The sequence below is a fragment of the Streptococcus sp. 3.1 genome (assembly GCF_016648915.1).
GTDB lineage: Bacteria > Bacillota > Bacilli > Lactobacillales > Streptococcaceae > Streptococcus > Streptococcus salivarius_E.
The window spans coordinates 1-14,262 of the sequence record NZ_JACLQV010000029.1 but is presented as its reverse complement, the minus strand read 5'-3'; the positions used below and the strand labels follow the sequence as shown (position 1 = coordinate 14,262).

13 protein-coding genes and 1 pseudogene are annotated in these 14,262 nt (G+C 39.3%); all 14 read left to right on the top strand.

Annotated elements, in window-relative coordinates; translation table 11 throughout:
- Positions 1-357: 357 nt before the first annotated feature.
- A complete protein-coding gene (locus tag H7U02_RS10870) occupies positions 358-672 on the top strand; it encodes a YdcP family protein (RefSeq protein WP_201043344.1) in 315 nt (104 codons plus the stop codon).
- A gap of 15 nt (positions 673-687) precedes the next feature.
- The gene (locus tag H7U02_RS10865) at positions 688-1,074 is read left to right on the top strand and encodes a YdcP family protein (protein ID WP_000985015.1); all 387 of its coding nucleotides are present in this window, start codon (positions 688-690) and stop codon (positions 1,072-1,074) included.
- A 28-nt stretch (positions 1,075-1,102) separates the two neighbouring features.
- The gene (locus tag H7U02_RS10860; RefSeq protein WP_000813488.1) at positions 1,103-2,488 is read left to right on the top strand and encodes an FtsK/SpoIIIE domain-containing protein; all 1,386 of its coding nucleotides are present in this window, start codon (positions 1,103-1,105) and stop codon (positions 2,486-2,488) included.
- 2 nt (positions 2,489-2,490) lie between these two features.
- A complete protein-coding gene (locus H7U02_RS10855) occupies positions 2,491-2,643 on the top strand; it encodes a hypothetical protein (RefSeq protein ID WP_000879507.1) in 153 nt (50 codons plus the stop codon).
- A gap of 22 nt (positions 2,644-2,665) precedes the next feature.
- Positions 2,666-3,871: a MobT family relaxase gene (gene mobT / locus H7U02_RS10850; RefSeq protein ID WP_000398284.1), complete on the top strand. Its 1,206-nt coding sequence runs from the start codon at positions 2,666-2,668 to the stop codon at positions 3,869-3,871.
- Positions 3,872-3,913: 42 nt separating this feature from the next.
- Entirely contained in the window at positions 3,914-4,135 is a 222-nt protein-coding gene (locus H7U02_RS10845) for a hypothetical protein (RefSeq protein ID WP_001009056.1), read from the top strand.
- A 116-nt stretch (positions 4,136-4,251) separates the two neighbouring features.
- On the top strand, positions 4,252-4,749 hold the full coding sequence (locus H7U02_RS10840) for an antirestriction protein ArdA (protein WP_000342539.1): 498 nt from the start codon (positions 4,252-4,254) through the stop codon (positions 4,747-4,749).
- An 88-nt stretch (positions 4,750-4,837) separates the two neighbouring features.
- Positions 4,838-5,230 (top strand): conjugal transfer protein, encoded by a 393-nt coding sequence (locus tag H7U02_RS10835; protein ID WP_000723888.1) that lies wholly within the window; start codon positions 4,838-4,840, stop codon positions 5,228-5,230.
- Complete coding sequence (locus tag H7U02_RS10830; RefSeq protein WP_000331160.1) at positions 5,214-7,661, top strand: ATP-binding protein; 2,448 nt, start codon at positions 5,214-5,216, stop codon at positions 7,659-7,661. Before H7U02_RS10835 ends, H7U02_RS10830 begins: the two co-directional genes overlap by 17 nt.
- A gap of 2 nt (positions 7,662-7,663) precedes the next feature.
- Positions 7,664-9,841: a CD3337/EF1877 family mobilome membrane protein gene (locus H7U02_RS10825; RefSeq protein WP_000804748.1), complete on the top strand. Its 2,178-nt coding sequence runs from the start codon at positions 7,664-7,666 to the stop codon at positions 9,839-9,841.
- Entirely contained in the window at positions 9,838-10,839 is a 1,002-nt protein-coding gene (locus H7U02_RS10820; RefSeq protein WP_000769868.1) for a lysozyme family protein, read from the top strand. Before H7U02_RS10825 ends, H7U02_RS10820 begins: the two co-directional genes overlap by 4 nt.
- Entirely contained in the window at positions 10,836-11,768 is a 933-nt protein-coding gene (locus H7U02_RS10815; RefSeq protein WP_001224319.1) for a conjugal transfer protein, read from the top strand. Before H7U02_RS10820 ends, H7U02_RS10815 begins: the two co-directional genes overlap by 4 nt.
- Positions 11,769-12,081: 313 nt before the next feature.
- Positions 12,082-12,129 (top strand): annotated as a pseudogene (locus H7U02_RS11730) (hypothetical protein); the annotation flags it as partial.
- Positions 12,130-12,144: 15 nt separating this feature from the next.
- Positions 12,145-14,064, top strand: coding sequence for a tetracycline resistance ribosomal protection protein Tet(M) (gene tet(M) / locus H7U02_RS10805; RefSeq protein ID WP_000691727.1), 1,920 nt, complete (start codon positions 12,145-12,147; stop codon positions 14,062-14,064).
- Positions 14,065-14,262: the final 198 nt, after the last annotated feature.

Sequence of the window (14,262 nt, the reverse complement as noted above, 5' to 3'; positions counted from 1 at the left end):
AGATTTGTATATGAGACAGCTAAAAATAGCATAAAAATCTAGTTATCCGCATAAAAACTGGACTTATCACACTTTATCAAGGTCAAAACCACTCAATTTACTACTAATTTACTACTTATGAATGAGCTTTGATACGACGATTTATCCTTGAAAAGTGAAGATATAAAGATACTTCCAATAAAATTTGAATATTTAATAGGTAGACACTTCAAAAAATGAGGTGTCTATTTTTTTACCCGATTTTGAAAGGAAGTGAACTTATGAAAACAAAAAATCAAGAATCAAAAGGTCGTTCCCCACTCTTTAAGACCATCAAACATTCATTCAGCCAATAAAAAAGAAAGGATAGGTAAAAATATGGAACTTAAATTTGTGATTCCCAACATGGAAAAAACATTCGGCAATTTAGAATTTGCTGGCGAGGATAAAGTCGTTCAGCGAAGAATCAACGGACGGCTAACTGTCTTATCAAGAAGCTATAATCTCTATTCTGATGTTCAAAGAGCAGATGATATTGTGGTGGTGCTTCCTGCTGAAGCTGGCGAAAAACATTTCGACTTTGAGGAACGTGTGAAGTTAGTCAATCCACGTATTACCGCAGAGGGCTACAAAATCGGCACTCGTGGTTTTACAAATTACCTTTTACATGCTGACGACATGATAAAAGAATAAAGAAAGAGAGGAAAAATGATGAGATTAGCAAATGGCATTGTATTAGATAAAGACACGACTTTTGGAGAATTGAAATTCTCTGCTCTACGTCGTGAAGTGAGAATCCAAAATGAAGACGGGTCGGTTTCAGATGAAATCAAGGAACGTACCTATGACTTAAAATCCAAAGGACAAGGACGCATGATTCAAGTAAGTATTCCTGCCAGCGTGCCTTTGAAAGAGTTTGATTATAACGCACGGGTGGAACTTATCAATCCCATTGCGGACACCGTTGCTACTGCCACCTATCAAGGAGCAGATGTTGACTGGTATATCAAGGCAGACGATATTGTGCTGACAAAGGATTCTAGTTCATTCAAAGCTCAACCACAAGCAAAGAAAGAACCGACACAAGACAAATAGTCGCTAGGTAGAAAGGAGACTTTTTCGCATGAAACAGCGTGGTAAAAGGATTCGCCCATCTGGTAAAGATTTAGTCTTTCATTTTACGATAGCGTCACTCCTGCCTGTTTTCCTGCTGGTTGTCGGACTGTTTCATGTGAAGACAATCCAGCAGATCAACTGGCAGGATTTTAACCTATCACAAGCAGATAAGATTGACATTCCCTATTTAATTATCAGTTTCAGTGTCGCAATTCTTATCTGCTTGCTGGTAGCGTTTGTATTCAAACGGGTTCGCTATGATACGGTTAAACAACTTTACCACCGTCAAAAACTGGCAAAGATGATACTTGAAAACAAGTGGTATGAATCTGAACAGGTCAAAACAGAGGGTTTCTTTAAAGATAGTGCTGGTCGTACAAAGGAAAAGATAACCTACTTCCCTAAAATGTATTATCGACTTAAAAATGGCTTGATACAGATACGGGTGGAAATCACGCTGGGAAAATATCAAGACCAACTCTTACACTTGGAAAAGAAATTAGAGAGTGGCTTGTACTGTGAGCTGACGGATAAAGAGTTAAAGGATTCCTATGTGGAATATACTTTGCTCTATGACACCATAGCCAGTCGTATTTCTATTGATGAAGTAGAAGCTAAAGATGGTAAACTTCGCTTAATGAAAAACGTATGGTGGGAATATGATAAGCTCCCTCATATGTTGATTGCTGGTGGTACAGGTGGCGGTAAAACTTACTTTATACTGACACTGATTGAAGCCTTGCTTCATACAGATTCAAAACTGTATATTCTTGACCCGAAAAATGCTGATCTTGCGGACTTAGGTTCTGTGATGGCAAATGTCTACTATAGAAAAGAAGACTTGCTTTCTTGCATTGAAACATTCTATGAAGAAATGATGAAACGTAGTGAGGAAATGAAGCAGATGAAGAACTATAAGACTGGCAAAAATTATGCTTACTTAGGTCTCCCGGCACACTTCTTAATCTTTGATGAATACGTCGCTTTCATGGAAATGCTGGGAACAAAAGAAAACACCGCAGTTATGAATAAGCTGAAACAGATTGTCATGTTAGGTCGTCAAGCTGGCTTCTTTCTAATACTGGCTTGTCAACGTCCAGACGCAAAATATTTAGGCGACGGAATCCGTGATCAGTTTAATTTCAGAGTGGCTTTAGGTCGTATGTCTGAAATGGGCTATGGCATGATGTTTGGCAGTGACGTACAAAAGGATTTCTTCTTAAAGCGAATCAAAGGTCGTGGCTATGTTGATGTAGGAACAAGTGTCATATCAGAGTTTTATACTCCCCTTGTACCAAAAGGATATGATTTCTTGGAGGAAATTAAAAAGTTATCCAACAGCAGACAGTCCACGCAGGCGACGTGCGAAGCGGAAGTCGCAGGTGTGGACTGATCTTGCTGGCTGGTGTGGCAATAGCCACGCCAGCACTTAACCCCCCGTATCTAACAGGGGGGTACAAATCGACAGGAAACAGTCAAAAAAACATTAGAAAATCCTTTGGTTACAAGGGATTTACAAAATTTCAGCGTATGTCAAATGGGCTTTAAAAGTTGACATACGCCTTTTTGATTGGAGGGATTTTTACTGAATGAACAAACTTGGTTACAGCATTTAAAAGAAAAACGCTTGGCTTATGGACTATCTCAAAACCGTTTAGCTGTTGCGACTGGTATTACAAGGCAGTATCTAAGCGATATTGAAACAGGAAAAGTCAAGCCATCAGAGGATTTACAGCAGTCCCTTTGGGAAGCTCTGGAACGCTTCAATCCCGACGCTCCCCTTGAAATGCTGTTTGATTATGTAAGAATTCGCTTTCCGACAACAGACGTACAGCAGGTGGTCGAAAACATCTTACAACTGAAACTGTCCTATTTTCTTCATGAGGACTATGGTTTCTATTCTTATTCAGAGCATTATGCTTTAGGCGACATATTCGTCCTTTGCTCCCATGAACTGGACAAAGGAGTTCTGGTGGAATTGAAAGGTCGTGGGTGCAGACAATTTGAAAGCTATCTTCTGGCACAACAAAGAAGCTGGTATGAGTTCTTTATGGACGTTTTGGTGGCTGGCGGTGTGATGAAACGCCTTGACCTTGCCATTAACGATAAGACAGGGATTTTAAATATCCCTGTACTCACTGAAAAATGCCAACAGGAAGAATGTATCTCCGTCTTCCGCAGTTTTAAAAGCTATCGCAGTGGCGAACTGGTACGCAAAGAGGAAAAGGAATGTATGGGAAACACCCTCTATATCGGTTCATTACAAAGTGAAGTTTATTTCTGTATCTATGAAAAGGACTACGAGCAGTACAAGAAAAATGATATTCCCATTGAAGACGCAGAAGTAAAAAACCGTTTTGAGATTCGATTGAAAAATGAGCGTGCCTATTATGCAGTCCGTGATTTACTCGTCTATGACAATCCAGAGCATACCGCCTTTAAAATTATCAATCGGTATATCCGTTTTGTAGATAAAGACGATTCCAAACCTCGTTCTGATTGGAAACTGAATGAAGAATGGGCTTGGTTTATTGGGAACAATCGTGAACGATTAAAACTAACCACAAAACCAGAGCCTTACTCCTTCCAAAGGACGCTGAACTGGCTATCTCATCAAGTTGCCCCGACCTTAAAGGTTGCGATTAAACTTGATGAAATCAACCAGACGCAGGTTGTAAAAGACATTCTCGACCATGCGAAACTGACAGACCGACACAAGCAGATTTTGAAGCAACAGTCAGTAAAAGAACAGGACGTGATAACAACAAAAAAATAACTCAAATACAAATTCATTGAATATAGAGAGGAGAACATTTTTATGAATTTTGGACAAAACCTTTATAACTGGTTTCTATCAAACGCTCAATCACTGGTGCTTTTAGCAATCGTTGTGATTGGCTTGTATCTTGGCTTCAAGCGTGAGTTTAGCAAACTGATTGGCTTTTTAATTATTGCGATTATTGCGGTTGGCTTAGTCTTCAACGCTGCTGGAGTAAAAGACATTTTACTAGAGCTATTCAATCGCATTATTGGTGCTTAAATAAAACCGTTCTTTTGTGGAATATAAGTGGTTTTCTTATGTTCCGCAAAGGAATGGTACACCAAACGAAGTGCGGTAGGGATTTTTGAATCTCTACAAAGAAAGGACGTGAATATATGGACGATATGCAAGTCTATATTGCGAATTTAGGCAAATACAATGAGGGCGAATTGGTCGGTGCGTGGTTTACCTTTCCCATTGACTTTGAGGAAGTCAAAGAGAAAATCGGCTTGAATGATGAATATGAGGAATACGCCATTCATGACTACGAGTTACCCTTTACGGTTGACGAATACACTTCCATTGGCGAACTCAATCGACTATGGGAAATGGTATCGGAATTACCCGAAGAATTACAATCGGAGCTATCTGCTCTGCTCACTCATTTTTCAAGCATTGAAGAACTAAGCGAACATCAAGAGGATATTATCATTCATTCCGATTGTGATGATATGTATGACGTGGCACGCTACTACATTGAAGAAACGGGTGCTTTAGGCGAAGTACCAGCTAGTCTTCAAAACTATATTGATTATCAAGCCTATGGTCGGGATTTAGACCTTTCAGGAACGTTTATCTCAACCAATCATGGGATTTTTGAAATCGTCTATTAAATCTGTCGGTACATTACTACTGGCAGATTTTCTATTTTACGGGGTGGCTCAATCAGCTACCCCTATTTTTTATGAAAGGATTGATTACATGAAGAAAATACGAAGCTATACCAGTATCTGGTCTGTGGAAAAGGTACTGTATTCTATCAATGATTTTAGACTTCCGTTTCCCATAACCTTTACGCAAATGACATGGTTTGTCGTGTCACTCTTTGCAGTGATGATACTTGGCAACTTGCCCCCTCTTTCCATGATAGAGGGAGCATTTCTCAAATACTTTGGGATTCCTGTGGCTTTCACATGGTTTATGTCTACAAAAACTTTTGATGGTAAAAAGCCTTATGGATTTTTGAAGTCTGTCATTGCTTATGCACTGCGACCAAAGCTGACCTATGCAGGAAAAAAAGTAACGCTTGGCAGAAACCAGCCACAAGAAGCCATTACAGCAGTTAGGAGTGAATTTTATGGCATATCCAATTAAATACATTGAAAACAATCTCGTCTGGAATAAAGACGGGGAATGTTATGCTTACTATGAGCTTGTTCCTTACAATTACTCATTTCTAAGTCCAGAACAGAAAATACAAGTGCATGATTCTTTCAGACAGCTTATCGCACAAAATCGTGATGGCAAAATTCATGCTTTACAAATCAGTACAGAATCCAGCATACGTTCTGCACAAGAGCGTTCCAAAAATGAAGTCACTGGCAAGCTCAAAGCGGTTGCCTATGACAAAATCGACCAACAGACAGACGCTTTAATATCCATGATTGGCGAAAATCAAGTGAACTACCGTTTCTTTATCGGCTTTAAGTTGCTTCTCAACGATCAGGAGTTTTCTATGAAAAGTCTTACCGTTGAAGCAAAAAATGCTTTGTCTGATTTTGTCTATGATGTGAACCATAAGCTGATGGGCGATTTTGTTAGTATGAGTAATGATGAAATCCTGCGTTTTCAGAAGATGGAAAAGCTCTTAGAAAATAAAATCTCTCGTCGTTTCAAAATCCGCAGGTTAGATAAGGACGACTTCGGCTATCTGATTGAACACCTTTACGGACAGACAGGCACTGCCTATGAAGAGTATGAGTACCATCTATCAAAGAAAAAGCTGGATAATGAAACGCTGATTAAATACTATGACTTGATTAAGCCTACTCGCTGTTTGGTGGAAGAAAAACAGCGATATTTGAAAATCCAGCAGGAAGATGAAACCGTCTATGTAGCTTACTTTACCATTAACAGCATTGTCGGAGAACTGGACTTCCCGTCCTCTGAAATCTTCTACTACCAGCAACAGCAATTTACATTCCCGATTGATACGTCAATGAATGTGGAAATTGTAGCGAATCGTAAAGCCCTATCTACTGTCCGCAATAAAAAGAAAGAACTGAAAGACTTGGATAACCACGCTTGGCAAAGTGATAATGAAACCAGCTCCAATGTGGCGGAAGCTCTGGAAAGTGTGAATGAGCTGGAAACCAATTTAGACCAAAGCAAGGAATCTATGTACAAGCTGTCTTATGTGGTAAGGGTATCAGCAAATGATCTTGACGAACTCAAACGTCGTTGTAATGAAGTGAAAGATTTTTATGACGATTTAAGCGTAAAACTGGTACGACCATTTGGGGATATGCTCGGCTTACATGAAGAATTTTTACCTGCCAGCAAGCGTTATATGAATGATTATATTCAATACGTGACCTCTGATTTCCTCGCTGGTTTAGGTTTTGGTGCTACTCAAATGCTGGGGGAAAATGAGGGGATTTATGTTGGCTACAGCTTAGATACTGGACGCAATGTCTATCTGAAACCTGCTCTTGCCAGTCAAGGGGTTAAGGGTTCAGTAACCAATGCGTTAGCGTCGGCTTTTGTTGGTTCGCTGGGTGGTGGTAAATCCTTTGCGAATAACCTTATCGTCTATTATGCGGTGCTTTATGGGGCACAAGCAGTGATTGTAGACCCAAAAGCAGAACGTGGCAGATGGAAAGAAACCTTGCCAGAGATTTCCCATGAAATCAATATCGTCACTCTGACTTCTGATGAGAAAAACAAAGGCTTACTTGACCCTTATGTGATTATGAAAAATCCCAAAGATTCTGAATCACTGGCTATTGATATTCTGACATTCCTTACGGGGATTTCCTCTCGTGATGGGGAACGCTTCCCAATCCTTAGAAAAGCCATTCGTGCAGTAACCAATAGTGAAGTACGAGGGTTGATGAAAGTGATTGAGGAATTACGGGTTGAGAATACGCCACTAAGTACCAGTATAGCCGACCATATCGAAAGTTTTACAGACTATGACTTTGCACATTTATTATTCAGTAATGGTTATGTGGAGCAGTCTATCAGCTTAGAAAAACAACTGAACATTATACAGGTTGCGGACTTGGTACTTCCCGACAAGGAAACTTCCTTTGAGGAATATACCACTATGGAGCTTTTATCCGTTGCTATGCTGATTGTCATTAGTACCTTTGCTTTAGACTTTATCCATACAGACCGAAGCATTTTCAAGATTGTAGATTTAGACGAAGCATGGAGCTTTTTACAGGTAGCACAAGGAAAAACACTATCTATGAAGCTGGTTCGGGCTGGTCGTGCTATGAACGCTGGGGTATATTTCGTGACCCAAAATACAGACGACCTCTTAGATGAAAAACTGAAAAATAACCTCGGCTTAAAATTTGCATTTCGTTCCACTGACCTTAACGAGATTAAAAAGACCTTAGCCTTTTTTGGTGTAGACCCAGAGGACGAAAACAATCAGAAGCGATTGCGTGATTTGGAAAACGGGCAATGCCTTATCAGTGATTTATATGGTCGTGTCGGTGTGATACAGTTCCACCCTGTATTTGAAGAACTGCTCCATGCCTTTGATACCAGACCACCTGTGCGAAAAGAGGTGTAAATGTGAAACCATCAATAGTAAACAGAATAAAATCAAACTGGACGCTGAAACGTCTAGGTAAAGTGGCAATGACAGTGGCTTTCACACTTGTGATTGCCATTTTTCTTTTAGCCATGCTGGGAACGGTGGTTCAAGCTGCGGGCTTGGTAGATGATACGGTCAATGTGGCAAATGAATACAGCCGATACCCACTTGAAAACTATCAACTGGATTTTTATGTGGATAATAGCTGGGGCTGGCTTCCGTGGAACTGGTCGGACGGGATTGGAAAACAGGTCATGTATGGACTATATGCCATTACCAATTTTATTTGGACAATCAGTTTGTATGTTTCCAATGCGACAGGTTACTTAGTACAGGAAGCCTATTCCTTAGACTTCATTTCCGCTACAGCAGATTCCATTGGTAAGAATATGCAGACCTTAGCTGGTGTGAGTGCAAACGGATTTTCAACAGAGGGTTTCTATGTTGGATTCCTCTTACTCTTGATTTTGGTTCTTGGGGTTTATGTTGCCTATACGGGACTGATAAAGAGAGAAACCACAAAGGCAATTCATGCCATTATGAATTTTGTGCTGGTGTTTATCCTATCGGCTTCCTTTATTGCCTACGCTCCCGACTACATTAAAAAAATCAATGACTTTTCATCAGACATCAGTAATGCCAGTTTATCACTTGGCACGAAGATTGTCATGCCCCATTCCGATAGTCAAGGCAAGGACAGCGTGGACTTAATCAGAGATAGCCTGTTTTCCATACAGGTTCAGCAACCGTGGCTACTGCTTCAATACAACAGTTCAGACATTGAAAGTATCGGTATTGACCGTGTGGAAAGCCTGCTCTCCACCAGCCCAGATTCCAACAATGGCGAAGACAGAGAAAAAATTGTTGCGGAAGAAATTGAAGACAGAAGCAATACCAATCTAACCATTACAAAGACCATTAACCGTTTAGGTACAGTCTTCTTCCTATTTGTCTTCAATATTGGGATTTCCATATTTGTATTCCTATTAACAGGAATCATGATTTTCTCGCAGGTACTTTTTATCATCTATGCTATGTTTCTGCCTGTGAGCTTTATTTTAAGCATGATTCCATCATTTGATGGTATGTCAAAACGAGCCATAACAAAGCTCTTTAATACCATTTTGACACGAGCTGGAATCACATTGATTATTACGACAGCATTTAGTATTTCAACCATGCTCTATACCTTATCGGCTGGTTATCCGTTCTTTTTGATTGCTTTTCTACAGATTGTGACCTTTGCAGGAATCTACTTCAAGCTGGGCGATTTAATGAGTATGTTTTCTCTACAGAGTAACGATTCTCAAAGTGTGGGAAGTCGTGTGATGAGAAAACCTCGTATGCTTATGCACGCTCACATGCACCGTCTACAGCGGAAACTTGGACGTTCCATGACTACTCTAGGGGCTGGGTCTGCCATTGTTACAGGTAAAAAAGGACAGTCGGGTTCGGGGAGTTCTGCAAGGACACAAGCAGATCACTCCCGACCAGACGGAAAGGAAAAATCAACACTTGGAAAACGTATCGGTCAAACCATCGGTACAGTAGCTGATACCAAAGACAGAATGGTAGACACTGCTAGTGGTTTGAAAGAACAGGTTAAAGATTTGCCGACCAATGCAAGATATGCAGTATATCAAGGAAAATCCAAAGTAAAAGAGAATGTCCGTGATTTAACCAGTAGTATTTCTCAAACCAAAGCGGACAGAGCCAGTGGACGCAAGGAACAGCAGGAACAAAGGCGAAAAACCATTGCGAAGCGTCGCTCTGAAATGGAACAGGTCAAACAGAAAAAACAGCCTGCTTCTTCTGTTCATGAAAGACCGACTACAAGACAAGAACAATATCATGATGAACAGACCTCAAAACAGTCTAATATTCAGACTTCATATAAGGAATCTCAACAAGCCAAACAAGAGCGTCCAGCAGTTAAGTCCGATTTTTCAAGTCCAAAAGTGGAACGCCAAGGCAATACCGTTCAAGAAAAAACCGTTCAAAAGCCAGCAACTTCAACCACTACAGCAGATAGAACTTCACAACGTCCAATCACAAAAGAACGTCCGTCTACTGTTCAAAGAGTACCACTACAAAATACAAGAAGTAGACCACCAATCAAAACCGCCACCATTAAGAAAGTCGGTAAGAAACCATGAAGTTGAAAACTTTAGTGATTGGTGGTTCTGGATTATTCTTGATGGTCTTCTCACTGCTTCTGTTTGTTGCCATTTTATTTTCAGATGAACAGGACAGCGGAATTTCCAATATTCATTATGGAGGTGTGAATGTTTCCGCAGAAGTGCTGGCTCATAAGCCTATGGTAGAAAAATATGCCAAAGAATATGGCGTTGAAGAATATGTCAACATACTTCTTGCGATTATACAGGTGGAATCGGGCGGTACTGCGGAAGATGTTATGCAGTCCTCGGAATCCCTCGGTCTTCCACCTAATTCATTGAGTACAGAAGAATCCATTAAGCAAGGTGTGAAGTATTTCAGTGAATTATTAGCCAGTAGCGAAAGGCTCAGTGTAGATTTAGAATCGGTTATCCAGTCCTACAATTATGGTGGTGGTTTCTTAGGGTATGTGGCTAATCGTGGAAATAAATATACCTTTGAACTGGCTCAAAGTTTCTCAAAAGAGTATTCAGGTGGCGAAAAAGTGTCTTACCCCAATCCCATAGCCATACCTATCAATGGGGGCTGGCGATACAACTATGGCAATATGTTTTATGTGCAACTGGTAACGCAGTATCTTGTCACAACAGAGTTTGATGATGATACGGTACAAGCCATCATGGACGAAGCACTGAAATATGAGGGCTGGCGATACGTTTACGGTGGAGCTTCCCCGACTACTTCTTTTGATTGTAGCGGACTGACACAATGGACGTATGGAAAAGCTGGAATTAACTTACCACGAACCGCACAACAGCAATATGATGTGACCCAGCATATCCCACTATCGGAAGCACAAGCTGGCGATTTGGTTTTCTTTCATTCTACCTATAACGCTGGCTCTTATATTACTCATGTTGGGATATACCTTGGCAATAACCGTATGTTTCATGCAGGCGACCCAATCGGTTATGCCGACTTAACAAGCCCCTACTGGCAACAGCATTTAGTGGGAGCAGGACGAATCAAACAATGAGAAAGGAAGATTTAATGATGAAATTTAGAAAAAATCAGAATAAAGAAAAACAGATACCAAAGGAAAAGAAACCTCGTGTCTATAAGGTCAATCCTCATAAAAAGGTTGTGATTGCCTTGTGGGTACTTTTAGGGCTTAGTTTCAGCTTTGCGATATTCAAGCACTTTACAGCTATAGATACTCATACTATTCACGAAACAACTATCATAGAAAAGGAATACGTTGATACTCATCATGTAGAAAATTTTGTAGAGAACTTTGCGAAAGTCTACTATTCATGGGAGCAATCCGATAAGTCCATTGATAATCGAATGGAAAGTCTAAAAGGCTATCTGACAGATGAACTTCAAGCTCTCAATGTTGATACAGTACGCAAAGATATTCCTGTATCGTCTTCTGTAAGAGGATTTCAGATATGGACGGTAGAGCCAACTGGCGACAATGAGTTTAATGTAACCTACAGTGTAGACCAGCTCATTACAGAGGGAGAAAATACAAAGACCGTCCACTCTGCTTATATAGTGAGTGTCTATGTAGATGGTTCTGGAAATATGGTACTGGTTAAGAATCCGACCATTACCAACATACCTAAGAAATCAAGTTATAAACCAAAAGCCATTGAAAGTGAGGGGACGGTTGATTCCATTACAACCAATGAAATCAATGAGTTTTTAACGACGTTCTTCAAGCTCTATCCTACAGCGACAGCCAGTGAACTTTCCTACTATGTGAATGACGGGATATTAAAACCAATCGGAAAAGAGTACATCTTTCAAGAACTGGTAAATCCTATTCACAATCGTAAGGATAATCAAGTCACGGTATCGCTGACAGTGGAGTATATCGACCAGCAGACCAAAGCAACGCAGGTATCTCAATTTGATTTGGTACTTGAAAAGAACGGGAGTAATTGGAAGATTGTAAAATAACAAATATTGGTACATGATTACAGATACTTTGTAATCATGTACTCTTTTTGATAAAAAATTGGAGATTCCTTTACAAATATGCTCTTACGTGCTATTATTTAAGTGACTATTTAAAAGGAGTTAATAAATATGCGGCAAGGTATTCTTAAATAAACTGTCAATTTGATAGCGGGAACAAATAATTAGATGTCCTTTTTTAGGAGGGCTTAGTTTTTTGTACCCAGTTTAAGAATACCTTTATCATGTGATTCTAAAGTATCCAGAGAATATCTGTATGCTTTGTATACCTATGGTTATGCATAAAAATCCCAGTGATAAAAGTATTTATCACTGGGATTTTTATGCCCTTTTGGGTTTTTGAATGGAGGAAAATCACATGAAAATTATTAATATTGGAGTTTTAGCTCATGTTGATGCAGGAAAAACTACCTTAACAGAAAGCTTATTATATAACAGTGGAGCGATTACAGAATTAGGAAGCGTGGACAAAGGTACAACGAGGACGGATAATACGCTTTTAGAACGTCAGAGAGGAATTACAATTCAGACAGGAATAACCTCTTTTCAGTGGGAAAATACGAAGGTGAACATCATAGACACGCCAGGACATATGGATTTCTTAGCAGAAGTATATCGTTCATTATCAGTTTTAGATGGGGCAATTCTACTGATTTCTGCAAAAGATGGCGTACAAGCACAAACTCGTATATTATTTCATGCACTTAGGAAAATGGGGATTCCCACAATCTTTTTTATCAATAAGATTGACCAAAATGGAATTGATTTATCAACGGTTTATCAGGATATTAAAGAGAAACTTTCTGCCGAAATTGTAATCAAACAGAAGGTAGAACTGTATCCTAATATGTGTGTGACGAACTTTACCGAATCTGAACAATGGGATACGGTAATAGAGGGAAACGATGACCTTTTAGAGAAATATATGTCCGGTAAATCATTAGAAGCATTGGAACTCGAACAAGAGGAAAGCATAAGATTTCATAATTGTTCCCTGTTCCCTGTTTATCACGGAAGTGCAAAAAACAATATAGGGATTGATAACCTTATAGAAGTGATTACGAATAAATTTTATTCATCAACACATCGAGGTCCGTCTGAACTTTGCGGAAATGTTTTCAAAATTGAATATACAAAAAAAAGACAACGTCTTGCATATATACGCCTTTATAGTGGAGTACTACATTTACGAGATTCGGTTAGAGTATCAGAAAAAGAAAAAATAAAAGTTACAGAAATGTATACTTCAATAAATGGTGAATTATGTAAGATTGATAGAGCTTATTCTGGAGAAATTGTTATTTTGCAAAATGAGTTTTTGAAGTTAAATAGTGTTCTTGGAGATACAAAACTATTGCCACAGAGAAAAAAGATTGAAAATCCGCACCCTCTACTACAAACAACTGTTGAACCGAGTAAACCTGAACAGAGAGAAATGTTGCTTGATGCCCTTTTGGAAATCTCAGATAGTGATCCGCTTCTACGATATTACGTGGATTCTACGACACATGAAATTATACTTTCTTTCTTAGGGAAAGTACAAATGGAAGTGATTAGTGCACTGTTGCAAGAAAAGTATCATGTGGAGATAGAACTAAAAGAGCCTACAGTCATTTATATGGAGAGACCGTTAAAAAATGCAGAATATACCATTCACATCGAAGTGCCGCCAAATCCTTTCTGGGCTTCCATTGGTTTATCTGTATCACCGCTTCCGTTGGGAAGTGGAATGCAGTATGAGAGCTCGGTTTCTCTTGGATACTTAAATCAATCATTTCAAAATGCAGTTATGGAAGGGATACGCTATGGTTGCGAACAAGGATTATATGGTTGGAATGTGACGGATTGTAAAATCTGTTTTAAGTACGGTTTATACTATAGCCCTGTTAGTACCCCAGCAGATTTTCGGATGCTTGCTCCTATTGTATTGGAACAAGTCTTAAAAAAAGCTGGAACAGAATTGTTAGAGCCATATCTTAGTTTTAAAATTTATGCGCCACAGGAATATCTTTCACGAGCATACAACGATGCTCCTAAATATTGTGCGAACATCGTAGACACTCAATTGAAAAATAATGAGGTCATTCTTAGTGGAGAAATCCCTGCTCGGTGTATTCAAGAATATCGTAGTGATTTAACTTTCTTTACAAATGGACGTAGTGTTTGTTTAACAGAGTTAAAAGGGTACCATGTTACTACCGGTGAACCTGTTTGCCAGCCCCGTCGTCCAAATAGTCGGATAGATAAAGTACGATATATGTTCAATAAAATAACTTAGTGTATTTTATGTTGTTATATAAATATGGTTTCTTGTTAAATAAGATGAAATATTTTTTAATAAAGATTTGAATTAAAGTGTAAAGGAGGAGATAGTTATTATAAACTACAAGTGGATATTGTGTGCTGAGAGCTTTCTTCTATACTAATAGACGAAAGGGTGTGAAAATGATTTTTAAATGATACTGTGGAACGGAAC